This window comes from Thermobifida fusca NBRC 14071 = JCM 3263, assembly GCF_001592045.1.
Taxonomy (GTDB): domain Bacteria; phylum Actinomycetota; class Actinomycetes; order Streptosporangiales; family Streptosporangiaceae; genus Thermobifida; species Thermobifida fusca.
Genome location: NZ_BCWB01000018.1, coordinates 1 through 24,545, shown reverse-complemented (window position 1 = coordinate 24,545; position 24,545 = coordinate 1). Strand labels below are relative to the sequence as shown.

At 65.3% G+C, this 24,545-nt stretch carries 17 protein-coding genes; 9 read left to right on the top strand and 8 right to left on the bottom strand.

Features of this window, described 5'->3' with window-relative positions; all coding sequences use genetic code 11:
* Nucleotides 1-486: 486 nt before the first annotated feature.
* Complete coding sequence (locus tag TF1_RS04215) at nt 487-1,794, bottom strand: SUKH-4 family immunity protein (RefSeq protein ID WP_061783649.1); 1,308 nt, start codon at nt 1,792-1,794, stop codon at nt 487-489.
* A gap of 246 nt (nt 1,795-2,040) precedes the next feature.
* Between TF1_RS04215 and TF1_RS04210 the strand changes: the two genes are divergently transcribed.
* The 4 genes from TF1_RS04210 (at nt 2,041) to TF1_RS04195 (ending at nt 7,260) form a co-directional block, all read left to right on the top strand.
* Nucleotides 2,041-4,377: a lysylphosphatidylglycerol synthase transmembrane domain-containing protein gene (locus TF1_RS04210; protein ID WP_082797690.1), complete on the top strand. Its 2,337-nt coding sequence runs from the start codon at nt 2,041-2,043 to the stop codon at nt 4,375-4,377.
* Between the two features lie 31 nt (nt 4,378-4,408).
* Nucleotides 4,409-5,845, top strand: a complete 1,437-nt coding sequence (locus TF1_RS04205; RefSeq protein ID WP_016188712.1) for a xylulokinase — start codon at nt 4,409-4,411, stop codon at nt 5,843-5,845.
* A gap of 90 nt (nt 5,846-5,935) precedes the next feature.
* Nucleotides 5,936-6,679, top strand: coding sequence for a hypothetical protein (locus TF1_RS04200; protein WP_011292005.1), 744 nt, complete (start codon nt 5,936-5,938; stop codon nt 6,677-6,679).
* Nucleotides 6,680-6,885: 206 nt separating this feature from the next.
* Complete coding sequence (locus TF1_RS04195; RefSeq protein ID WP_011292004.1) at nt 6,886-7,260, top strand: DUF1330 domain-containing protein; 375 nt, start codon at nt 6,886-6,888, stop codon at nt 7,258-7,260.
* Between the two features lie 152 nt (nt 7,261-7,412).
* Here the strand turns inward: TF1_RS04195 and TF1_RS04190 are convergent, their stop codons facing one another.
* From TF1_RS04190 to TF1_RS04175, 4 genes are all read right to left on the bottom strand, one after another.
* Nucleotides 7,413-8,639 (bottom strand): amidase family protein, encoded by a 1,227-nt coding sequence (locus tag TF1_RS04190; protein WP_218016128.1) that lies wholly within the window; start codon nt 8,637-8,639, stop codon nt 7,413-7,415.
* 754 nt (nt 8,640-9,393) lie between these two features.
* Complete coding sequence (locus TF1_RS04185; protein ID WP_255266136.1) at nt 9,394-9,807, bottom strand: methyltransferase family protein; 414 nt, start codon at nt 9,805-9,807, stop codon at nt 9,394-9,396.
* Between the two features lie 411 nt (nt 9,808-10,218).
* Nucleotides 10,219-10,806 carry a hypothetical protein gene (locus TF1_RS04180; RefSeq protein ID WP_041428026.1) on the bottom strand — a complete coding sequence of 196 codons (588 nt, stop codon included), beginning with the start codon at nt 10,804-10,806 and terminating at the stop codon, nt 10,219-10,221.
* Between the two features lie 480 nt (nt 10,807-11,286).
* Nucleotides 11,287-12,258: an arsenic resistance protein gene (locus TF1_RS04175; RefSeq protein WP_011292000.1), complete on the bottom strand. Its 972-nt coding sequence runs from the start codon at nt 12,256-12,258 to the stop codon at nt 11,287-11,289.
* A 132-nt stretch (nt 12,259-12,390) separates the two neighbouring features.
* Here TF1_RS04175 and TF1_RS04170 point away from each other — a divergent pair, with 132 nt between their 5' ends.
* Complete coding sequence (locus tag TF1_RS04170; RefSeq protein ID WP_016188710.1) at nt 12,391-12,774, top strand: ArsR/SmtB family transcription factor; 384 nt, start codon at nt 12,391-12,393, stop codon at nt 12,772-12,774.
* A 900-nt stretch (nt 12,775-13,674) separates the two neighbouring features.
* On the opposite strand, the gene TF1_RS04165 is transcribed toward TF1_RS04170, so the two are convergent.
* Nucleotides 13,675-14,766, bottom strand: a complete 1,092-nt coding sequence (locus tag TF1_RS04165; protein WP_011291997.1) for an NAD(P)-binding domain-containing protein — start codon at nt 14,764-14,766, stop codon at nt 13,675-13,677.
* A gap of 142 nt (nt 14,767-14,908) precedes the next feature.
* On the opposite strand from TF1_RS04165, the gene TF1_RS04160 reads away from it, so the two are divergent.
* Nucleotides 14,909-16,180: an FAD-dependent oxidoreductase gene (locus tag TF1_RS04160; RefSeq protein ID WP_051122466.1), complete on the top strand. Its 1,272-nt coding sequence runs from the start codon at nt 14,909-14,911 to the stop codon at nt 16,178-16,180.
* 242 nt (nt 16,181-16,422) lie between these two features.
* Entirely contained in the window at nt 16,423-17,988 is a 1,566-nt protein-coding gene (locus TF1_RS04155) for an OmpA family protein (protein WP_011291995.1), read from the top strand.
* 63 nt (nt 17,989-18,051) lie between these two features.
* Here the strand turns inward: TF1_RS04155 and TF1_RS04150 are convergent, their stop codons facing one another.
* Nucleotides 18,052-18,693: a hypothetical protein gene (locus TF1_RS04150; protein ID WP_016188706.1), complete on the bottom strand. Its 642-nt coding sequence runs from the start codon at nt 18,691-18,693 to the stop codon at nt 18,052-18,054.
* A gap of 512 nt (nt 18,694-19,205) precedes the next feature.
* Here TF1_RS04150 and TF1_RS04145 point away from each other — a divergent pair.
* Complete coding sequence (locus TF1_RS04145) at nt 19,206-19,598, top strand: DUF488 domain-containing protein (RefSeq protein ID WP_038043712.1); 393 nt, start codon at nt 19,206-19,208, stop codon at nt 19,596-19,598.
* Nucleotides 19,599-19,929: 331 nt separating this feature from the next.
* On the top strand, nt 19,930-22,320 hold the full coding sequence (locus TF1_RS04140) for an ATP-binding cassette domain-containing protein (RefSeq protein WP_061783648.1): 2,391 nt from the start codon (nt 19,930-19,932) through the stop codon (nt 22,318-22,320).
* 87 nt (nt 22,321-22,407) lie between these two features.
* Here TF1_RS04140 and TF1_RS04135 read toward each other — a convergent pair whose 3' ends face one another.
* Nucleotides 22,408-23,448, bottom strand: a complete 1,041-nt coding sequence (locus TF1_RS04135) for an alpha/beta hydrolase (RefSeq protein WP_016188703.1) — start codon at nt 23,446-23,448, stop codon at nt 22,408-22,410.
* Nucleotides 23,449-24,545: the final 1,097 nt, after the last annotated feature.

The following is a 24,545-nucleotide window of genomic DNA, read 5'->3' as shown; positions in this document are numbered from 1 at the left end:
GAAGATATCGAGATCGCCTGCAACCGCTTTGCCCCCACGCAAGCAGCATTGATGCCGCCTGTCAGCAGCGTTGTCGAGACCACTCCGGCTATTCCTTGAAGGCTGGGTTGATCGGGGATCCTTCGGACACTGGTGATCCCACTGTTGCGGGGAGTGGCGCGCCCGCGGGACTGTTGAAAAACGCCCGCACCTGGGTGAGAAACACCAGGTGACCGGACGCATTTATGCCCTGCCTGGTGAGGCAGCACAGTTGTCAAGGCGGTTCCCGGATGACACGGAGGTAGAAGAGCCCAGCGTCGCCTCACGACGTGATGGCGGCTTCGACCTGCCAGACAGAGAAAGAACTCACCACAATAGCTATCGGAGGGCTGCTGGCAGGGTCGAGCCGGGAAGTTCATGGGGACAGCGCGGCCGCAAAGCAGGGGAGAAGAACCGCTCAGTCAGCGAACCCCAATGCGAGGCACAGCTTCCGTGGATAGCAGCCGCTCACAGTAGACCGTCCCACATCTGCTCGACAATCACCGCCCACCAGTGCTCGGGGTCGGCAAACACGGAACCGTCGATGCCAGCCAGCGTCTCCTGGAACTTCGCAACTGTTTGGCCTGCGGCATAGGGGTTTTGGCCGCGCATCTTCGGCAAGGTGTACGCTAACACCACGAGGCAGTGGCTGAAGTCCGCCACTGACCGATTGATGTAGCGGGTCGCACCGCTGCGCATGTCGATCGCCCACACCGTGCCGGCATCCGGTTCAGCGCGGCGTACCGCGACCACACTGCCCCCGTCACTGCCGATACGTACATACTCGCCCAGGGTGGCGGCCAGCGTCGGATCGGATGCAGGGGTGCCGCGAGCATGCAGGTGGGTGGCAGCGTCGCAGAACAGCCCGCCAGCAGGAGGCTGGTGCGGGGGATCAGCGACGAAGAAGTGGGGGATAAGACTGGGAAGCCCGAACCGGGTCAACGCGTCGTGCGTGGCTTCAGGAAGTCCGCTTTCAGCCACCGCATCGGCGTCGTACCGCTGCACGGGGAGACGGGTGTCCGCGAGCAGCTGGTCCAGTACGTCGTCGGCGAGGGGGGAGCCGTCGTGGTGTGCCGCAGGGAACGGGATCCGGTTGGGGCGGGGAAGCGGCGGGGTCCCCGAAAGCCGGTGCGCCGCCTCGGCGTGGTCGAGGAGCGCCGCCATGCCTTGGGCACGGACCACTCGCGTGGGCCCGTAGTCGTGGGAACAGGACAGGTCAGCGTCAGCGAAGGTGGTGCGTAGGAACTGGCCGCGGTAGCCGCCGGGCAGGTCAGCAGGGTACAGGTCGGAGTGGATGGCAATGACGTCTTCGGGTCGCACCCCCATCCACCGCAGTTCTGTCCACACTTGGATTTCCGGCGGGGGAAGGCCGGGACCGGAGGAGCGGCTGAGGGACATTTCGTCTCCGCCCGCGTCGCGGTAGGTGAAGACCACGGTGTTGCCGGGGCCGACGATCGGGGGGAGTGAAGGGTCGTAGGGGTGGGGGAAGTGGGTGCCGGAATGCTTGTCGCGGTACATCCGCACCACTTCCTCCAGCGACGTCGACGGCCAGGTGCTCAATTCACCGGTGTGCCGGTCTACTACCCCGTAAGGGCTGCCGACGTCGTCGGGGGGAGACGAGCCGGGCAGCGGGTCATGGGTGACAGCGGCGGGAACGGCCCAAACGACCCAGCCCAGGTCGAATTCGTGGGTCCGCACCTCCAGGCGCTGCCCCGGAGGGGCGGAACCGTTGAGCCACGCGTCCGCGATCGCGAGCGCCTGCTCATAGGTGACCATGTCTCTCCTTGCCGGGAAAGCGACGTAAAGCGTGCTTTCGGTGAGATTACCGCTTGTGCGCCTAGGGTGATTCTGCCGTTCCGCTATGGCACGTTGATACCAAGTTTTCCGGACTGTGGATAACGCGCGGAGCACGTACTCCCACCAGCAGGGTTGGTCTTTTCCCACCCGCGCAACGCGACAACAGACTGCTGTCAGGGCAGGGTAGAGAGCGTGAAAGCGGCAGAGAGCACCAGCAGAACCAGGATGGATGCCACGGGGGGCATCGCCCGGCGGCCGGTCGATTTGATGGTCGCGGTGATCGGGGGCGCGCTACTGGTCATGGTTCTCTTGGCGATCGCACTCGCCGCTGAACCGTCAGCCGTGGGCGATCCCGCAGAACTGCGTTCCCTGCTGCCGCCGTCACTGTTCGGGCTTGCTGCTGGGCTCGCGAACCTCGCCGTGCTGCTGCTGGGCGGCATCATCGTGGCGGAACGCTTGATCCGCCGCGACATACGCCACGTGGTGCGGGTGTTGACTGCGGCCGGGGCCGGCTACGGGACGACCGTGGCACTCAACCTGGGGTTTGCTGCCCTGCTCGGCGCGGAGACACCGACGATCCTCAACGCGTCTGCGGGGGGCCCGGCCAGCAACCCGTTGCACGCCTATCTCGCCGCGGCATTCGCCTACCTGCACGCCACCCGCCCGGTCCACTTGCCTCGGGTCACCGGTCCTATGGCAGTGAGTGTCGCTGTGACAGCCGCCTCAGTGCTGCTGTCCGGTTACACCACCGCGCTCGCGTTGCTCCTGACTCTGCTGGTGGGGGCGGTGTGTGCGTCGTTGACGAATTACGCCATAGGGGTGAGTATTCCGCGGCTCGCGGTGGGGCGGCTGCTGTACGAGCTGGAGCGTCTCGGCTGGGAGCCGTCGCGCCTGGCGTTTGCGGGAACTGACTCGGAAGGCAACCGGTGTTTTATGGCGGAGACCGCTACTCGCCGCCTGCAGGTGACGGTTCTTGACTCTGATCCGACGAGCGGAGTGGTACGGCGGTTGTTCTCCCGGATCGTGCTGCGGAACGCCGCAGCCCCGCCTTTGCTGTGGAGCCTGCGGGACCGGGTGGAGCACACGGCTTTGCTGGAGTATGCCGCCGCGGCGGCCGGTGCGGCGACGCCGCGTCTGCTGGCTGTGGGAGAGCTCGGTCCTTCCGCAGCCTTTCTCGTCCGGGAGCATGTCGCAGTGCGGCCACTCACGGAATTGGGGGACAGCGAGCTCACCGACGAGTTCGTGGACAAGGTGTGGGCGCAGTTGCGACTGCTGCACCGCCACCGGGTCGCCCACCGGGGCATCAGCCCCGGAACTGTCGTGCAACGCGCCGACGGGCATGCCGCGTTCACAGCCTTGTCCACGGGGAGCATCGCCGCCGGACCGTGGGCACTCTCGTTGGACCAGGCAGCTCTTCTCGTGACGTTGGCGCTGCACGTGGGCCCGTACCGCTCGGTAGAGTCCGCGGTCCGGAATCTGGGTGCGGATGCGGTCGCCGCCATCCTGCCGTTCCTGCAGAGCGTCGGCCTGCCCCCGCCCTTGCGGCAAGCAGTACGGGGCCACCGCGACCTGTTGCGGGAAGTGCGCCAGGAGATTGTGCGTGTCGTCCCGCACGCCCCCGCTCAACCAGTGCAGTTGGAGCGGATGCCGCCGCGGACCGTGGTCACGGTCGCGGTGGCGACCGTCGTGGGGCTCGCCCTGGTCTACCAGCTCACCGGGGTGGCCTGGAATACGCTCAGCGACCCTGATCCGGGGTGGACGAGCGCGGCCGCGGTGTTGTCGCTGCTGTGTGTGCTGGCTCCCGCGGTAGCGCTGCTCGGGTTTTCGCCGGTGCGACTGCGGCTATGGCGTACCGTGCTCGTGCAGTACGCTTCGTGTTTCGTGCGTATCGCCACTCCAGCAGGCGTGGGATCGTTGGCGTTGAATACCCGCTATCTGATCCGGGCAGGGGCCAGCACCGCCCAGGCAGTGTCCGCGGTGGGTGTGTCCCAGGTGGCAGGGCTGGTGACGCTAGTGCCGCTGCTGGTGGTGTGCGCCTACCTGTCGAACATGGACTATCCCGGCGATTTTTCTCCGTCGTTCACGCTACTGCTGGTCGTGGGGGTGCTTTCTGTGTTGGCCGCGGCCGTGCTCGCGGTGCCGCGGCTGCGCCGCGCCGCAGTGGGGCGGCTTCGCCCCCACCTGCACGGGGTGCTGCCGCACCTGCTTGATCTCGTCCAGCATCCGAGCCGTCTCGTGCTGGGGATGGGCGGCACTGTGCTGCTCACGGTGAGCCTGGTGTTGTGCCTGTACACCAGCATCCTGGCGTTTGATGCGACCCCATCGCTGGCCGCGGTCGGGATGGTCTACCTAGCGGGGAATGCGCTCGGCTCGGCAGCGCCGTCTCCTGGCGGCCTGGGCGCTGTTGAGGCGGCGCTCATCGGCGGGTTGACCGCAATCGCTGGGGTTCCCGCGGCCGCCGCTTTGCCCGGAGTGTTGTTGTTCCGATTGCTGACATTCTGGCTTCCGGTGCTGCCAGGGTGGCTGGCGTTCACCCGGCTGCAGCGCCGCAGGGCGATCTGATCGACTCGTCTGCACAAGGGAAGGCGTCGGAATGGCACGGGACGCATGGCTCGGCGTGGACTTGGGCACCAGCGGGGTCAAGGTCGTGGTGGTGGACTCAGAGTCCGCCGTGGTGGGGGAGGGCGAAGCCTCCTACCCGGTGCGTTCACCCCGTCCGGGGTGGGCGGAGAGCGATCCGGGTGACTGGTGGGAGGCAACGGTGGCCGCGGTGCGGCAGGCGCTCGCTGCTGCCGGGCAGCCTCGGATCAGGGCGGTCGGGGTGGACGGGCAGATGCACGGCCTGGTTCTCGCCCGCGAGGACGCGACGCCGCTGCGTTCCGCTCTCTTGTGGGCGGACCGGCGTGCCGCGGCTGAGCTCGCCGCGTGGCGTGGGCTTGCCGACACCGAGCGGGAGGCGCTCGCTAACCCGCTGGTGCCGGGGATGACCGGTCCCCTGCTGGCGTGGATAGCACGCCATGAACCACGGCTGTTGGCTGAGGCACGGTGGGCGTTGCTGCCCAAGGACTGGCTGCGGCTGCGGTTGACGGGGAAAGCTGCGACCGATCCGTCTGACGCGTCAGCGACCCTGCTGTGGGATGTGCCCGCGGACACGTGGTCGCTGCCGGCACTTCGTGCCGCGCAGCTCCCCGCGGACCTGCTGCCGCCGCTGGCGGCTTCCGACGACGTCGCAGGGGTCCTGACCGGGGACGCTGCCGCAGAACTGGGGATGGATCCGGGGACTCCCGTGGCTGTCGGTGCGGGCGACACCCCGGCAGCGCTCTTAGCTACCGCGGCGGGCGAGGAGCAGGCGCAGCTCACCGTGGGCAGCGGCGCGCAGATTGTTGCGGCCACTACTGATCCCAGCCCGGTGCCGGGCGTTCACGTCTACCGCACCGCGGAACGTGCCGGCTGGTATCGGATGGCTGCCGTGCAGAATGTCGGGGTTGTTGTGGAGTGGGTGCGCACCCTGCTGGGCGCAACGTGGGAGGAGGTGTATGCCGCGGCAGGGGAGGAGCCGGATCGTGGGGGAGTGGTGTTCCTGCCGCATTTGACGGGGGAACGCACCCCCGTGCTGGGGATGACCGGAGTGCTGGCAGGGCTGCGGTTGGACACTGACCGCACAGCGGTTCTGCGCGCCGCAGTGGAAGGAGTGGCTTTCACGATCCGGCATGCCGCCATGATGCTTCCCGGTGGCTTGCCGCCGGTGGTGCGTCTTGCCGGGGGAGGGAGCCGAGACCCGCGTTTCCGTGCACTGCTCGCCAACGTGTTAGGGGTGGAGTTACGTCCGGTGCGGCTGCGGAGCGCGTCGGCGGTGGGGGCGGCGCATCTTGCCGCCCGGGCGGTGGGGGCGGGGGTCGCTCGCCCAGAGCTTCACTACGAGCCGGTGGTATCCCCCACCCACCATAAGGAAATCTACGATGTAAAGTTCGAGGTTTATCTTCATCATCTCCGCAGGAACAACCACCCCACCCCCGAAAACAAACACTAAGGACACCTCATGACCACAATGACAATCACCGTGCGTGCCATACCACAGGGGAGATGACAGGGGGAATGGATTTTGTGAGATGCTTAAGGGGTGTCCTCCTCCCTGAACACGGTGCTGCGCCGCCACACAAGAAGCATCATCGTCCTGCTGTTCTCCACCGCCTTGATAGCGATCGTTGTCGGACACGTTCGAGCGGCGATCCTCGACGGCAACAGGGAGCTCCACGCCTATGAAGCGGCACAACCCTGCTCTGCTGCCCCCGAGTCTCCTGCGGACTGCATCTGGCAGCAGGAGTTCACTGTCACCGACATCTACCTGACGAACGCCAGAAACAAGGACAACAGTGCGGTCCTCATCGCCGAGGACGGCACGGAACGGGAGACGTACTTCTCCTCCAAAGGACCAGTGCTCCTCAAAGTAGACGAAGGCGGACAGGTCACCGGAACCCTGTGGCGGGGCCGCATCACCGAGATCTCAGCCCACGGCACCACCCAGGAGACCACCGACGCCCCCACCGACGTGATCGGAGGCAGTCTCGCTTTCGCGCTGGTGACGGGGCCGCCCGCCTTGCTCGTCATGGTGACGTGCGTGTGGCGGCTGATCCGCCACGCGGAACCAAAACCCACCCGGGGCATGGCCGCCACCCTCGGCCTGGCTGGTGGACTGTTCCTCGCTGGCCTTTTCGCCGCGCTCATGGTCGACGCTAGCTTCGAACGCTTCGGGGTGCTTCTCGCTGTCTGGGCTGGCCTCGCCGCTCTCGCCGCTGTCACCGTGTACATTACGGCGACCTACAAAGAAGCCGCTCCTGGCGCTGGGACGGATGAGAACAACTGAGGGAAACGACGCAGATCTCCCCTGCGGGCTTTCCGTCATGCATGGGATCCCTCCGCTGGCAGGGGTGGCTGCTCCTTACTGCCGGAAAGGACCCAACCGCCCCAGCACCCATACATACCGACCATGCGGTATGTCATAGTGGTGGGGCTACTGCCTTCTCCAGAAGGCCACCCGCCCTTCATCCTGACAGCAAAGGAGCCCTCCCCATGGCAGTTGACCCCACGCGCGCGGACCTTGCCCGCTTCCTCGACGAGGATCCCGGCGGCCCTATTGTCATGCTCAACCTGCTGCGCTTCGCCCCAGAAGGCCGAGCCTCCTACGCGGAGTACACTCGGCGGGCACGCCAGATCCTCCACAAGTACGGGGCTGAACTGGTCTACGCCGGCGACGGCGCTACTCCCCTGGTCGCTGAGGAAGGACAAGCGTGGGACGCGGTGCTGCTCGTCCGCTACCCCAGCCGGGAAGCATTCATCCGTATGGTTGAGGACCCCGAATATCAGCAGATCACAGAGTTCCGCACTCAGGCTCTGAGCGAAGCCGTGCTCCAACCCACCACTCCGTGGCCGACCCGCAGCGCCTGACCCCGTATCCGCCACCGGAACTGGTCGTCCGCACGCCACCCGTGGAACAGGCCTTCCAGCCGCACACCAGAAAACCCACCGGATGAGCCTTTCCCACGGGTGGCAGCATCGTGGCCGCGAGATCCGCGTGCTTCTCCTGCGCGCCTCGGCGACTATTCAAGTTCGGCGACGAGAGCGCTGAGAGCACGGTCGCTTCCGGCAGCCGCGAGCAGACTCAGCCCGATCGGGCCAGCCGACGTGCGCACCCCGGGAAGAGTGAGTACGGGCAAGCCCGCCATGCTCGCCGCGCACACGAACATCACGGTCGTTGTGAGCAGGTCGAGGTCGCTCATGGCCTGCTCAGGTGGGGGAGGTGTGGTCGGTGCTGCTGGCTGCACCAGCGCGGTGTCGGGCGGAACCAGTTCAGCGAGGAGACGCCGCCCGCGGCAGGCCGTCTCCTGCGCCCACTCCAGGTAGTCTTCGGGAATAGCTTCCCCAGCGGCGATGGCGTCGGCGACAAGGGAAGACACCGCGCCGGCGTGCTCCCGCAGCCAGCGGCCGTGAGTCTGCCACATCTCCACGGCTTGGATGATGCCCACCGCTTCCGCCCACTCTTCCAGGTGCGCAGCACAGGTGGAGTCCACAGGGTGCAAGGGGAGACCGGTCTGCTGCGCCCACTCGTGGGCTTCGTCCACCAGCATGTCCCGCACCGCAGGTTCAACCAGATCAAACAGGTCGACCGCCAAGAGGAGTCGGCGGATCGGTGGCGCGGAGCGCTGCGGTAGAAGCACGTCAGAGACTCGGTTGAGCAGCCGTGGTGTCCGGGTGATCCACCCGACAGTGTCGAGAGAGGGAGCCAACCCGATGCTTCCGGCAGTGGGGACCATGCCGTGGGTGGGGCGCAGACTGCACAGCCCACAGTAGGAGGCTGGTATGCGGATCGAGCCTGCCGTGTCGCTTCCCAAGCCGATATCGGCCAGCCCGAGGGCGACGGCGCTGGCTGACCCGCTCGATGATCCTCCAGGAACCCGACCGGGGGAGGCGGGATTCGGCGGTGTCCCATAGTGCTGGTTGATGCCGGTCAGACCGTAGGCGAACTCAGCGGTCTGCACGATTCCCACAATGTCGGCCCCTGCGTGCAGGAGGGCCCGAACAGCCGGGGCGTGGTCTGTTTCCACCGGGGCTTCATGGAGCCAGGTCGGGTTTCCCGCTCCGATCGCGTATCCGGCGACCGCGAAGAGATCCTTCACTGCAACCCGAAACCCGGAGAGCGCACCCTCGCGGATGGCGGGGATAAGCGGATCACCTGCCACCCGCCACAGCGATGGGTGGTCACCACGAGGGTCCGAAATACCACCGGAAGAGCTCGGCGGCAGGGCAGATATGGAAGACCTCGACATGAAGGCAGTCAACCATGGATGACCACCACTGCCGCAGCGGCTGGGCGCGGTTGCCCCTCTCACGCACACGATGGGGCCGTCTGGCGCTCGGCTCGTGAGCTGATGCGGCGACCGCCACGTAGTGGGGGAGTTGTGGGGAGGAGAAAAGGGGCGCAGCTCAAGGAAGTGGGCTCAGCGCTGCCTCCTTGCGCGAGTTTGATGGGAGAAGGAGGAGAAGCGGTGAGTCCGCCCAGCAAGAAACAGGGAGAGAAAGAGAAGGAGAAGGCGTTCCCTGCTTTCACTTGTTTTGATCTACATTGTAAAGGTGATGCTTAAATGAACATAAAACCCACCGTCGAAAAACCAACCAAAACCCACCAAAATCAATAAACACAAATCAGCTAACTATGTAACCGTTTCTCATAGCCGGCTTGGTATCCGGGATTCTGAAACGAAAGAGCGTAGTCCTCTAGCGTGATGCATGATGATGGTGCTGGTGGCGAGCGGTTTCATGTCCAAAGGGTTGGCGCAATGGTGAGACGCTCCCCTGGCTTCTGCGGAGACTGTCCTGGCGATCATGGCTCAGTACGCCGCTCCGCAGAACGGGGATCCCTCGGCCCCTGACATTCTCGAGTTTTCTTACGGTGCGGGTCAGGACTGCCGAGTAGTTGCGTCGATCGATGGGTGTTTCTTTTTCATGGAGATGGGGTCTTTTGCTGGCGCGTGCTGGGGATGTATGCGAACCGGGGGCGGCCGAGCTCGGCTTCGTCGTGTGTCACTTGTCGGTGGGGCGCCATCGGCCGATGAGCGGGAGGAAGCGTCCGGTGCGGGCTGCGTAGGAGCGGTAGGCCTCTCCGTGAGTGCGGAGGAGGTAGGGCTCTTCGATAGCGCGGACTTGAATTTGGACTGCTGCGGTGAAAGCTGCGAGGGCGGCTGCGGCGGTGAGTGAGGGGACGGCGAGGAGCTGGCCGACGAGTACTACGCCCATTCCCGTGAAGATGGGGTTGCGGATGAGCGCGAAGACACCGTGGGTGACGAGGGCGGTGTGCTCGGTTTCGTCTACGCCGATACGCCAGGATTCGCCCATTGCTGCTTGGGAGATGAGGACGAGGATGAGTCCGAGGAGCATGGTGGCGAGTCCGGCGATTCCTATTGCTGTGGGTGGTCTTACCGCTGCGAGTTCGAGCATTCCGGTTACGGGAGCGAGCAGGCCGAGGACGAGTGCGCTGGTGAACAGGACGGTTCCCCACCATGGGGCGGTGAAGGGGGCGGTGTTGGGTTTGCGGAATCCGGTGTCGCCGGTGCGCCGTCATGTGGTAAGGGTGCGTATGCCGAATGCGGTGATGAGGCCGATGAGGTAGAGGATGAGTGCGGCTGTGGCCATGGTGGGCCCCTCCCCCAGGGTTCGTTGCTAGCTCTCTCAATTGGGACGTTAACAAAAACCAGCCCCGCATCCCGGCACACCCACCGGAGCTGCCGTGGTCCCGAACGTTTCTTGTACCTCGGGGCCTTCTCCTGGGTGGTCCACCCTGCCGGAAAAGACATCGGGAACAGGCGTGCTCTTACCCCTGCCCTCTCAGTTCTCGTCTCCGTTGTGGGGCTATTCGTCCCTAGTGGCAGCGAGGGCTTCTGCTCTTCTTCGGCGGAGCCACCGGAGTCCCAGTCCGTAGACGGCGGCAGTGGCGGTACCGGTCACGAGTCCACCGAGCAGGACGGGCGTGACATAGTCGGTGTTTCGGCAGGTGTTCTCCGGCGGTACCGCTCCCGTCCAGGAGTTCACGCAGACGATGTCGAAGTTCTGGACGATGGCGAGTCCCGCCGCACCCCCCAGAAAGAAGGCCGCAGCGAACAGCACCACCCCCGCCAGGGTGAGGACAACGCCGAGCAGCACTCCGGCCACGGCTTCTGTGAGAGGCCGGGCACGAAACCACCGCAGCAGCAGGACGTAGGCGACAAACACGACCAGGCCAACAAGGAACCCGCCGAGCAGAACGGGAATCACATAGCCCATGTAGTCGCAGTCGTACTCGGGCGGATCGGTATCGGGCCAATAAACACAACCAGCACCGGAAAGCCGCAGAGTATAGAACGTGACCACACCTCCGAAGAAGAAAGCCAGGGCAGGCAGTACCACGCCACCAACCGCAGCCAACAGGGCAAGAACTATCTTGGCGACCACGCGCACCATGGGCCTGCTTCCATATGAGTTGGGGGCCGACGCCATCTTCGAAGCGTCGGCCCCCAACGTCAAGCGAGAGTCTCGAACCTGAGGCCCATTTGAGCGTCAGAAGCACCAGTGTTCAATAAAGTCGTCCCAGTCTCCGGGATTGGGACCTGCGCGGTGGGTGCCCTGTGCCCAGGTGTCGGGCGTTCCGTACATGAACTCGCTGCTATCGGAGTCAGCGGGTTTGCTTCGGTCCAGGGTGCCGCCGATGCACAGCGGAGTCAGGTTCGCTTCATTGTTCGTAATGATTCTTTTTAGTGAATGTCATCGCTTTATGGCGATTGATAGCACGGTGGGTGGGGGTGGGCAATGGGTGCGCGGAGACACTTGCGTGGTTTTCGGGTTGGGGTGCGGCTGGACGTCGAGTGGCTTCTTGCTTGGCGGGGTGGCGTTCACGCTCTCCACGGTGATCTGGCAGGGGTGTGGTGGCGGGCTGCTCCAGCTTTAGCGGGGTGAGGAGGTGGTGTGGGGAGGGCGTATCCGCACGAGTTGGGTGAGGAGGGTGAGAACGGGGATTTCCAGGAGCGGGCCGATGACGAGGGCGACGGCGATGAGGGGGCGGTCGGGGAACGCGGCGACTGCGATGGCGAGGGCGGTGGGTGAATTGCGGGCCGTGGTGGTCATGACCAGGGTGACGCGTTGGTCGGGGGGAAGTCGCAGGATTCGGGCGGTGGCGGTGGCGGTGGCGGGGAGGGCGGTGAAGAAGATTGCCAAGGGTGGTAGCAGAGCGATGAGGTCGGGGGCGTGGGTCACGACGGTGCGGGCCTGTCCGGCGAACATGGCGAATACTGCGGCATACAGCAGAGGGAGGACGAGGCGGCTGGCGGGGGTGGTGAGGAAGCGGTGTCTCCAGTGGGCTCCTTTGAGGCGGGTTGCGATCCAGCGCAGTCCTAGGGCGGTGGTGAGGGGGAGGGCGAGGACGAGGAGTACTGATTCGGTGAGGGTGGTGGCGTCGACCATGGCTGCGTTGCCGCCGAGCAGGAGGACATAGCCGGGGAGTAAGGCGAGTTGCAGGAGGAGGTTGACGGGGAGGAGGGCGGTGGCGAGGCCGGTGTGGCCGTGGGCAAGGGCGGTGAAGACGAGGTACCAGTCGGTGCAGGGGGTGACGAGCAGGAGGAGGAGTCCGATGCGTAGGTCGGGGTGTGTGGTGAGGAGTCCGGCACCTAGAGTCCAGGCAAGGGCGGGTGTGACGGCGAAGTTGAGGATCAGGCTGGTGGTGACCAGGCGGGTGGCGTGGCGTGCTTCGCCTAGGCGGGCGAAGTTCATTTGGAGGAAGACGGCGGTGAGCATGAGGATGAGGGCGGGCAGTACTGCGTGGGCGGCTGTTGGTCCGATGGGGAGTAGGAGGCCGGTTGCGAGTCCTGTGAGGGCGGCGAGGGCGACGAAGAGGCTTTGAAGGCGTTCGGCTAGCGGCATGTCGGTTCTTTGGAGCGGGTGGCAGTCGGGTGTGGTGGTATCGGTGTCACGTTAGCTGTGGTGGTGGGGTGGGGTTAGGACGGGGTGTTTTCGCTCTTTTTAGTGATTCGATTTCGGCGATATTATCGCCTTATGGCGATGGTTAATGGGCGGAGTGGTGATTCTCCCGCGGATTCGGATCTGAGAGCGGCTCAGGCACTGTTCCACAGTCTTTCCGATGTCACCCGGCTGGCGATCGTGCGTCGGCTGGCGCAGGGGGAGGCGCGGGTGGCTGATCTGGTGGCCCAGTTGGGACTGGCCCAGTCCACGGTGTCGAAGCATGTGGCGTGCCTGCGGGATTGCGGGCTGGTGAAGGGTCGGCCGGAGGGGCGGCAGGTGTTTTATTCCCTGGCGCATCGGGAGCTGTTCGATCTGCTCGCTGCGGCCGAGGTGGTGCTGGCTGCCACGGGTAATGCGGTCGCGTTGTGCCCTAATTACGGGGGCGAGGATGCCGTGGCGGAAGCGTGCGGTGAGTGAGGCGTGCGGGTGCGAGGAGATGGGCGAGCGTGAACCCTGGAGAAGCTGTGGTAGGCCCGGGGAGCTGCGTTTCGCCGCGGGGTATGGCGGCGGCTGGGTGAGTGTTCCCGAGGTGGTGCCGCCGGTGTTGTGTACTGCAGTACTGGTAGTGGGGTGTGGGCGTTTGTTCTGAGCACGCCGTGTTGCTCGGTGCGGGGCAGCGTGGGCGTGGGCACCCTGATGACGATCGCCGCGGTGAGGGCTTGAGGAGTTCTTGGTTGCGCGTACGCGGCGGGGGTTGCTGCGCTGCTGGGTTTGGCGCCTGTCCGTGCCAGGGTGGTCCGGGAGGGGATGGAGCGGGCCTTGGTGGTGTTGGTTGCGGCTCCGCCGTGCGCGTTGGGGTTCTCGGTTCCGGTGGTTGCGGTGGGTGGGCTTCCCGGCACGGCATTGTGATCGGGGGCGGGCGGCGTTGGAGGTTTTGGGTCGGGTGGCGACGGTGGCCGTGGACAAGACTGGAACGCTCACCGATAACCGTCTGGCGGTGATTGGGGTGGCGACTGGTGTCGGGGTGGCGCGCGAGCGGGTGTTGGGGGTTGCGGCCGCGTGGAGGAGCGTGGTGGGCACTCGCTGGCCCGTGCCTGCGTCCCGAGGGTGTGTAGGCGGTTGCTGCGTTGCGGGGCTCGGGGTGTCGCGTGGTGATGGTGACGGGTCATCGGCGTGCTGCTGCTGTTGTGGCTGAGCAGGCCGGTGTGGAGGGGTCCGTTGTCGAGGTGCGTCAGCTTTAGTGGTGGTTGGGGGTGGGGAGGGCGTATCCCGTCTCGGTGGATCTCACCTTAGGTTGAGGTTTCATTCTCGACTTAAGTCGAGGTCAGGGGCGGGGGTGGTGGTGCTCAGCTTCGTGGAGTTGAAGTTTGGTTGAGGTTAGGTCGTTGGTTGGGGGCGGCTGGCGGCTAGGACGCGGGCGGCGGTGGCGGCGGCGCGGTGGACGCTGATCATGCTGGCGGAGGGGCCGTAGCCGACGAGGTGGATGCGGGGGTCGATGGCGGCGTGGGTGTCGGCGAGGGCGATACCGCCGTGGGGGGAGCGGAGGCGGAGGGGTGCTAGGTGGGCGAGGACGGGGCGGAAGCCGGTGGCCCACAGGATGGTGTCGGCGTGTTCGGTGGTGCCGTCGTTCCAGGCCACCCCGTGGGGGGTGATGCGGTGGAACATGGGTCGGGGGTTGAGGGCGCCGCGTTCGCGGGCTGCGGCTACTTCAGGGGTTTCGATGAGTTTGGTGTAGCTGACGACGCTGCGCAGTGGGCGGCCGCTGGCGGCGTGGGCGGCGACGGCTCGGGTGATTCCGACGAGTTCTGCTTCGGTGAGTGGGGTGGTGCGGAATTCGGGTGGGCGGCGGGTGACCCAGAGGGTGTCGGCGACGGTGGAGAGTTCCGCGAGGATTTGGAGCGCGGAGTGGCCGCCGCCGACGACGATGACGCGGTGGCCGGCGAACTCGTGGGGGGTGTCGTAGTGGGCGGCGTGGAGTTGGCGGCCGCGGAAGTCGCCGATTCCGGGGACGGCGGGGATGAAGGGGGCGTCCCAGGTTCCGGTGGCGTTGATGATGGCCCGTGCCCGCCACGTGCCCTGGTCGGTGGTGATGAGGAGCGGGGTGGTGCGGGTGATGGTGGGATCGGGGCCGTCGTTGGTGACTTGGTGGACGGTGGCGGGCCGGAGCACGGGAAGTTGGAAGTGCTGTTCGTAGTGGGCGAGGTAGTCGGCAACTTCGTCTCCGCTGGGTGGCCCGTGGAAGGGGCGTTCCCACGGTAGTCCGGGTAGGCGGGTGTAGTGGGGTGGGGAGATGAGGCGGACGGAGCGCCACACGTGTTGCCAGGCTCCGCCGGGGCGCGGGGAGCGGTCGAAGATGACGAAGTCGCGGTGGGGGCGGTAGCCGCGTTTGGTGAGGAAGTAGCCGGAGGCGAGGCCTGCTTGTCCGCCACCGATGACGGCGACGTCGACCTCGTGGATCGTCTCAGTCATGGAGGCCCCCTTTCGTGATGCGTTGCGGTGGGGTGCGGGTCTTATCAAGGGCAAGGGTGGGAGGGGGTGGGGTATTCCCTGAGAAAGGGGAATGGTCCCTTTCGGGGGTGGATGCGTTAGGTGTGCCGGTAAGGGGAGGGAAATGGCGGGTAGTGGCGGGGATGCTGGCCGTGGTGTGACGCTACGCACCACGTGTGCTGTCGTGGGCGGTGGGCCGGCCGGGCTGGTGTTGGGGCTGTTGTTGGCCCGTGCCGGGATTGACGTGGTGGTGCTGGAAAAGCACGCGGATTTCCTGCGGGATTTCCGGGGTGACACGGTCCACCCTTCCACCATGGCGCTTTTGGATGACCTGGGGTTGTTTGAGCGTTTTGACGCGTTGCCGCAGTCGCGGTTGCGGCGCGCGGTTTTTTCTACCCCGGAGGGCCGTGAGGTGACGTTCGCTAGTTTCGAGCGGTTGCCTTTGCGGCACCCCTACATCGCGATGGTCCCCCAGTGGGACTTGTTGACCTTGCTTGCGGAGGAGGCGAGCAGGGAGCCGACGTTTCGGCTGTGTATGGAGCATGAGGTGACCGGCGTGGTGTGGGAGGGGGACCGAGTGGCGGGGGTGGACTTCCGGTCTCCTTCAGGGTCGGGTCGGCTGCGGGCTGACCTCGTGGTCGCCTGTGATGGGCGCTGGTCGGTGGTGCGGCGCGCAGTGGGTTTGCCGGTCAAAGAGTTTCCGGTGGGGATCGATGTGTGGTGGTATCGCATTCCCACGCAGCGGCGGCTGGAGTCGCTGCTGCCGCGCATGAGCCGCGGGAAGATCATCATTGCTATTCCGCGGGAGGGCTATGCGCAGGTGGCGTATGTGGGGCGGAAAGGGGCGGATGCGCAGTTGCGGGCGCGGGGGATTGCGGCGTTGCGGGCGGACACGGCTGAGCTGCTTCCTGAGCTTGCCGACGGGGCTGCCCGGCTTGAGTCTATGGATGATGTGAAGCATTTGAATGTGCGGGTGGACCGGTTGCGGCGCTGGTATGCCCCGGGGGTGCTGTGTATTGGGGATGCTGCCCATGCGATGTCGCCGATCGGTGGGGTGGGGATCAATCTTGCCGTGCAGGATGCGGTGGCGGCGGCGCGGATTCTTGCCCGTCCGCTGCGTGAGGGAAGGCTGGCTTCCCCGGGTGGGGAACGGTGGTTGGCTCGGGTGCAGCGGCGCCGCATGCTGCCGACGGTGGTGATTCAAGCGTTGCAGCGGGTCATGCATCAGCGGGTGATTATGCCCGTGCTTGAGGGTAGAGCCCGTGGACTTCCGGGCGGGGTGCTGGGGTTGATGGGGCGGATGCCGGTGATGACCGCGGTGCCGGCCGCAGTCTTGGGTGTGGGGCCGCGGCCGGAGAAAGCCCCAGTGTGGGCGCGCCGCACTCCTGCCAGGTAGGGGCGGCGGGTTTGTGACGGTGGCGGTGTCAACGGTCCACACAGCCGTGCTCGTTTGTGGCGGCCGGTGAGACGGCGTTGACTCTTATCCCCCGGGGGTGCGTGGGCTGGTTCTGGTCATGCCTCTCCCCCGTGCGCCGGTGGTCGAGTAGTTGCGGTGTGACGTGCGCGTTTCGCACTTGTCCGGGGATTCGAGCAGGATGTTGCCCGAACAGATTCCCCCAATGATCGGAGATGTCCCCCATGGCGCGGAACAGGCGCGTCTTGTCGTTTGTGGCATTAGCGGCCAGCGGCTGCTTGTTTGCGAGTGGCTGCAGCGTGGTGATGTCGTGGGTGTCCGGGGATGGCCCGCCGGTCGTCCGCGAAGAGTTCCCGTACGTCAAGGAAGGCGTGATCTTCCAGGACACGGGGCAGGATGCGACGATGCGGTTCGCTATCACCGGCCTGGAGCGCACCGACGACTACACCGTGCTCCACTATGAGATCACCTATCCGGACGAGTTTGAGGGTGCGAACCGCAACCTGAGCATGACCTACACCCTGGTCGATCCCATGACGGGGCGGGTGTATCGGCCGTATGTGGACGACGAGGGGATGAAGTACGGGTCGGTGAGTCCCACCGGTAACGGCATGTACCCGGTGTTTCCTGGGGTGACTAACGAGTACCGGCGCTATTTTCCGCCGCTTCCCCCGCACGTGCGGCAGGTGACGTTCGTGGGCAGTGGTTTGGGTGCGATGACGGGGATTCCCGTCCAGGACGTGGACGAGGAGCGGCCCGAGCCGGAGAACCCCAACGGCGGCCAGCACCTGTCGGTGGACCAGCCGCCTGCGGCTGGGGAGAAACTCACCTTCGACAACCGGCGGCCTGATGAGGACGCGGTGGCGGTCGAAGGCTGGGTGGAAAGCTTTGTGGACTCGGAGATCGCGTCGGTGACCAGGGACGGGACCACGGAGACGATCTCGCTGCACTCTGACGTGATGTTCGAGTTTGACCGGGCTGATTTGACGCCGGAAGCCGAAGCCGTGGTGCGGCGGGCCGCGGAAACCCTGGAACGCAACGTCGACCCTGATCATCCGGAGATCATCATCATCGGCCACACCGACGGTATCGGCACTGACGCCTACAACGACGATTTGTCGGTGCGGCGGGCTGAGACGGTGCGTAACCTGCTGGTGGAGGAGATGGGCACCGGCTACACCTATGTGGTGGAAGGCCGCGGTAGCCGGGAGCCGATTGCGCGGGAAGGCGGCCCGGATGACGAGCAGGCGCGGGCCCGTAACCGGCGTGTGGAGTTCTCCTACACCATCCGGATGCCCGGGGGTGGCGAGGAAGAGACCGATGACGGGCTGGGGGTGGCCGGGCAGCACGTGTCGTGGCCGGCGCCGTTCACCGACGACCCGGGTGAAGTGGTGGCCAGTGTGGAGCGGGACGGGGTGCGGTTGGACGTCTATCCGCTCCGCCGCGATGGTGCTTTTGTAGTGGGAACGGTGACGTTCACCAACCTCACGGATACGCCCGTGGATCCCGGGTTGACGGGTTTTGCGGTGGCTGGCGGGCCGGAACGGTTCAGTAAGGGAACCTTGGGCGGTTTCCAAGTGGTGGAGCCGGAAAGCGGCCTGGTGCGGTATGTGGCCCAGATGAACTTCGGGGACGGGGTCTACAGCGCGTTCGCTGAGGAGGTGCACCGGTTGCAGCCGGACCGCACCTACGAGCTGGTGGCGGTGTTTTCTGCGCCTAGTTCGGAGGTGGAGTCGGTGACTTTGCGTGCTGGACCGTTCGGGGAGATCCCTGACGTTCCCATCGAATAACCGCCTGAGCATGCGTGTGTGGGGGGCAGGAGTTCCTGCCCCCCACACACGCGTTAGAGAAGGCTAGTTTTGAAGCTGTTGGGCGGCGGTGATGAGGATGCGCTCCATGTCCTCTTGGCTGATGTCCATAGAGGAGGCGATGAGGGAGACGTGGACGTCTCCCGGCAGTTGCAGGGACAACTGCTGCAGGGAGCCGTCAACTGTGGTGAGGGTTTTCAGTTCGCCGCCCAGTTCATCGGTGTGGGTGTTTTGGTAGCTGTCGGTGGTGACGTCCACGTCGACTTCCCACCCCATTTCCCGGGTCTGCTGTTCCGCGTCGTTGAGGGAAACGACGGACACTCGGTCGCTGGGGTCGACGTTGACGGCGAAGACCAGGGTGAGGGACTGGCTGTCGGTGCTCCAGGTGCACGACAGTTGGCGGGCGTCGGCCTCGTCGATGGTCTCCACGTTTTCCACGAGGGTGGCGCCGGGCGGGGCAAGGTCGCCCACCAGTTCGGGGGCGTGAGCCTCAGCACAGGTGCCTGGCAGGGTGAAAGTGGCGTCCACCGGACTGGGGGTGGGCGCGGGAGAGGTGAGCGCGGTGACGGGAAGGGTGAACTCGTCGTCGGAAAAGTACTGGTAGCCGACGTAGCCCAGGCCACCGACCACCACGACTCCGACGGCGGCGGCAAGACATCCGGCGGGTGTGGAGGGGATCAGTCGCATAGAAAACTTTCCACGAGTGTGGTTAGGGGATCCTGTACGCCCCACGGAGGGCATTGGGCGCAGACGCCAGAACGTTAGCAAGAAAAAGTCTGGTTCGGTGGCGCGGCCGCCCCACCCCCTTCCCCGCCTGCGTGGGGGACGATCATCCGATTGCTTCTCGTCCCGCGGGTGGGCCGGTGGTGTTTTCTGAAACCCTCAGCGAGAGTGTGCGGCACAAAGGGGAAAAGATCGCCGTGGCCGTGCACGTCGGTGGGAGCAGGGCGATGCTGGTCTGGCTGGGGCAGCGATGTTTCGGTGGCTAACGCTGCGTGAGCGGGTCCGGTCGAGGAGCTGACGAACGTCCGGGGCGTCGCTGTTGAGAAACCGGGAGGTGTGTGGCTCACCGTGGTCCGTTCCGTGGCAGCAGCCGCTGCGGTGGCGTGTGCGGTGCTTTAGGTGCCCTGTTCGGCTGATCCCGCGCAGGAGAGGGAGGGTGGGGTGAACGGGGCGGGGAAGTGGGCAGTAGGCATCCCATGGATGCCACACAGGTTGACATTGAGGTGCGTCGTGTTTACGACGCGGAGGTTCGGGACGGTTCAGCCACCCGTGGGCGGCGGGTGTTTCTCGTGGACCGGATGTGGCCGAGAGGGATTCGGAAAAACGAGGTGCACGTGGACGGGTGGCTCAGGCAGGTGGCGCCAAGCAGTGAGCTGCGTCGCTGGTTCGGTCACCTTCCCGAGCGGTGGGAGGAGTTTCAGGACCGCTACCGGGATGAGCTGGCGCGCGACCCTGAAGGGATTGATGTGCTGGTGGATGCTGCACGGCACGCCCCGGTCACGCTGCTGTATTCCGCTGCTGACACGGAGCGGAACAATGCCGTGGTGCTCCGCTCCTATGTGATAGAGCAGCTTGGAGCCCGCGACTAAACCACCAGGGCTTGAAAGGGTGCGGCAGCAGGGCCGTGACGGGAAGAGTTTTCTGGCCCACTTGTGGCAGAAGCTGTGCTGTGCACAGTGCCTGAAGAGGCCGTGAAGGGTGGTCGACTAGGCCGCGTGCTCGCAAAACCCTAGGAACAGCACAGTCTTTTCCCCTCCCCCGCGGGTGTGGCCATGCCCCGCAGTCCTGGCCGGGGTCATCCTGCGTGACTTTCCTGGGAGGCGGCTTAGGGGCGTGGAGAGAAAAGCATTTTTGTCACTGGGGGTTGTTTGGCTTGACTACACCGTATACGTCCCTGTTGCAGAACCAGGTGGAGATCGTATGGGCAAGAGTGCCGGAGCGGATCCGCGGCAGTCCGCGGGTCACGCTGCTGACAGCCATACCCTCATCCGGGTGCGGGGCGCCCGCGAGAACAACCTCAAAAACATCAACGTGGACATCCCGAAGCGCCGGCTCACCGTTTTCACCGGAGTGTCCGGTTCGGGAAAGAGTTCGCTGGTGTTCGACACGATCGCCGCAGAATCGCAGCGGTTGATCAACGAAACCTACAGCGCCTTCATTCAAGGGTTCATGCCGTCTCTGGCGCGCCCCGACGTTGACCTGCTGGAAGGGTTGACGACCGCGATCATCGTCGACCAGGAGCGTATCGGCGCCAACGCCCGCTCCACCGTGGGCACGGTCACCGACGCCAACGCGCTGCTGCGGATTCTGTTCAGCCGGCTCGGACAACCCTATGTGGGTCCGCCTAACGCGTTTTCGTTCAACATTGCCTCCGTGCACGGCGGTGGCGCGCTCACCGTGGACCGGGGCCCGGAGCAGAAAACCGTGCGGCGGACTTTTTCGCTCGCGGGAGGCATGTGTCCCCGGTGCGAAGGCAGGGGGCAGGTGACGGACATTGACGTGACCCAGTTGTATGACCCTGATAAGTCGGTCAACGAAGGTGCGATCACTGTTCCCGGCTACAAGCCCACCAGTTGGCCGGTGCAGATCATCGTTGCGTCAGGGTTGATCGACCCGGACAAGCCGATCCGTGACTACACCGACACCGAGCTGCACAATTTCTTGTACCGGGAGGCCACCAAGGTCCGGATCAGCAACACGAATCAGACTTATGAGGGCCTGGTGGTGCGGGTGCGCCGGTCGTTTCTGTCGAAGGACCGTGACGCGTTGCAGCCGCACATTCGGGCTTTTGTGGACCGGGCAGTAACGTTCCGCACCTGTCCTGACTGTGACGGCACCCGGTTGAATGAGGCGGCTCGGTCGTCGAAAATCCGCGGGATCAGTATCGCGGACGCGTGCGCGATGCAGATCAGCGATCTTGCGGAATGGGTGCGCAGCCTGGATGAGCCGTCGGTGGCGCCGTTGGTGGCGACGTTGCAGCACACGTTGGACTCGTTCGTGGAGATCGGACTGGGCTATCTGTCGTTGGATCGGCCCTCAGGAACCCTGTCCGGTGGTGAGGCGCAGCGGGTGCGGATGGTCCGCCATCTCGGCTCCAGTCTGACGGATGTCACCTATGTTTTCGATGAGCCGACGATCGGGCTGCACCCGCATGACATTCAGCGGATGAACGAATTGCTGCTGCGGCTGCGCGACAAAGGCAACACGGTGCTGGTGGTGGAGCACAAGCCTGAGGTGATCGCCATTGCCGACCATGTCATCGACTTGGGTCCGGGAGCTGGCGCGCAGGGCGGCACGGTTTGTTTTGCCGGCACGGTGGACGGGTTGCGAGCCAGTTCCACGTTGACGGGTCGGCATTTGGGGGACCGGGTCGCGTTGAAAGACACGGTGCGCACCCCTGTGGGCAAGTTGGAGATCCGGGGCGCTACCACCCACAACTTGAAGAACGTGGACGTGGACATTCCCCTCGGGGTGCTGGTGGTGGTCACCGGGGTGGCTGGTTCGGGCAAGAGTTCGCTGGTGCACGGGTCGATTCCGGCTGAGGCGGGCGTGGTCTCGATCGACCAGAGCGCGATCCGGGGATCGCGGCGCAGCAACCCCGCCACCTACACGGGCTTGTTGGATCCGATCCGTAAAGCGTTTGCGAAAGCCAACGGGGTGAAGCCTTCGCTGTTCAGCGCGAATTCGGAGGGGGCGTGCCCTGCGTGTAACGGGGCAGGCGTGATCTACACCGATTTAGCGATGATGGCGGGGGTGGCCACGGTGTGTGAGACGTGTGAGGGCAAACGGTTCCAGGCTTCCGTGCTGAAGTACACGTTGGGTGGCCGCACGATCAGTGACGTGTTGGAGATGTCGGTGCGGGAGGCTGAAGAGTTCTTCCGCGCAGGTGAGGCCCGTCTTCCTGCGGCGCACGCGATCCTCACCCGGCTCGCTGATGTGGGGTTGGGGTATCTCAGCTTGGGACAGCCGTTGACGACCTTGTCGGGTGGGGAGCGGCAGCGGCTCAAGCTCGCCACCCACATGGGGGACAAGGGCGGCATTTATGTGCTGGATGAGCCGACCACCGGTTTGCATTTGGCGGATGTGGCCCAACTGTTGGCGTTGTTGGACCGGATTGTTGATTCGGGGAAGTCGGTGATCGTCATCGAACACCACCAGGCGGTGATGGCGCACGCCGACTGGATCATCGACCTAGGCCCCGGGGCAGGGCATGAGGGCGGCCGGGTTGTTTTCGAGGGCACTCCCACGGAGCTGGTCGCCGCGCGTTCCACGCTGACCGGGCAGCATCTTGCCGACTACGTCGGCGCCTAGGCCTTTCTTCTTCTGTGTGGGGCGGGCCGCGGCCCGCCCCACACATGGTCGAGAGTGGGGGCTGTGTGGTGGTGGGAGGGCTGCCGGTCAGGAGGCTGCAGGGGTGATTCCGCCTTCCGCAGCGGGTTTGTCGTCGCCTGCCGGGCGGGTGGAGAGTCCGTGCTGGTCCAGCCAGGACCCCAGAACCTGGTAGGCATGCTCCCGGGGCTGCGGGAGGGACAGGAACACGTCGTGGCGCGCCCCCGGAATGGGTACTACGGTGGTTTCTCCGCCCAGGCAGCCGGCCCACCGGGCAATGTGGGTGACGTCCAGGACCGTGTCGGTGCGGTCGCTCAGCTCAGAGTAGACACCGGACAGGTCGGAGCGGTCTGAGCGCAGCACCAGCGACGGCACTCCGACGTCCAGGCCGCGGTGGAGGCGAGCATGTCCGCGGCGTACCGCGTTCAACCAGCCCACGGTCACGGGGAATCCGGTCAACGGTTTGAGGGTGAGGTCGAAGTCCCACTCGCCGGTGCCGCTGGTGTGGATGGTTTGCCCGTAGACGCCGGGCAGGGTGGAAAGCTGGCGGAACGGCGCTATTTTGGCGAGCACGCGCAGCAGTTGGGTGAGGATCCCGCGGTGGGACGGTTTGCCTTGCAGGTCAAACCAGGGGCTGTTGAGGACGAGGCCGGCTACTGGGGGCACGCGTCCGGCAGCGCGGCGGCGGTCCAGCCACAGTGAGGTGATCAGCCCGCCGGTGGAGTGGGCGAGCACGACGACGGGCAGGCCGGGGTGGGCGGCGCTGATGATGCCGAGGGCACGGTCGAGCTCGGTGTCGTAGAGCGCAAGGTCGGACACGTAGTGGGCGGTGTGCCCTTCGCGGCGTGCGCGGCCTGATTTTCTCAGGTCAAGGGCGTAGAAGACGAGGCCGTGGGCGGCGAGGAAGTCTGCGAGCGGGGTTTGGAAGAAGTAGTCGGAAAACCCGTGGACGTACAGGACGGCGCCGTGCACGGTTTCTCCGGGTTGGATGTCGCGGCGGACGAGGACGGCCACGATGCGGCCTTCACCGTCCGGGTCGGCGCCAAGGTCGAGAACATGCTGGCGGTAGCCGTCACCGAGGATGTCGGGTTGCCAGTGCGGGCTGCTCATGAACACCTCCATTGCGGTGAGGGTGCGGGGTGCCGGGCGGGGGGAGGGCAGGTCCTGGGTGGTGCGCAACGTGGGGGATGTGGGCGGGCTTGTGACCGTTGCTGGGGTGGTGGTCCGGAGAGGATACGCCGGATCGGGGTGTGAAGACGGTGACATGCCTGCCGTCCATCCAGGTGATGCGTGTGCGGTGTGCTGTCTGACCTGCTTTCCCCCATTGTGTCACCAAAAGTAACGATGGTGGTGCGGTGCGAAAAGCAGGGGCGTGGCGGGCCAGGGGCTGTCGTGTTGTGTGTTGTCTGGGGTGTGCCACCATCCCCTTTAATTTCGTATCGTTGCAAACGTTATTAAATAACGTAAACAAACGCAGCCAACAGAACCCAAGGAAGCCGACAAAACGGACATGACGCCTGGATGGGCTTCTGGTTTTCTATAAGCTTCCCTTATCGAAAACCAGAAAACGGGGGTACGCCCCCTCGAAACCCCGCCCCAACCCCCTTCTCCACCGCGGCCGCCATAACGTTGCAAACCCCCTGCAACGATTCACCCCGGCCCCGGCAGCCCGCACCCCCGACCACCCCACACCCTCTTCAGACCAGGCAAAACACAAGAAAACCCGACAGAAGAGAAGAAGCACCCCACCCTGCCCGGCAGGGAGAACAGCAACCAAACAGACGCGGGAAACGCGGCTCCTCCCCTCCACCCCGCGACCCACGGAGCAGGGGCGCGACGCCTCCCGATCACAACAGGGCGACAGCAAGTGGGGCGGGACACGGAAACACGCCCGTGCCCGCCCCATAGCCTCAGCGACAGCAGCAATCTGCAGCCCAAAACGATACGGACATCGGATATCTATCCCCACGTGCGTGGGGCTCACGACGGGGGCTCGTCGGTGCGATCAGACGTGGACGGTCCATCCCCACGTGCGTGGGGCTCACGTCTCCGATATGCTGCTTGACTTCCTCCCCACGGCTGAAGCCGGGGGATTCCAACCCGTCACTGGGTCGGGCTTCCTGTTTCATCGGGCCGCGCCTCCCCGGAAGACTCCGGGGCCGGTCTTACCGGCCCTCCGCAGGCGTTTTACCTCTCCGCCAGCCCAG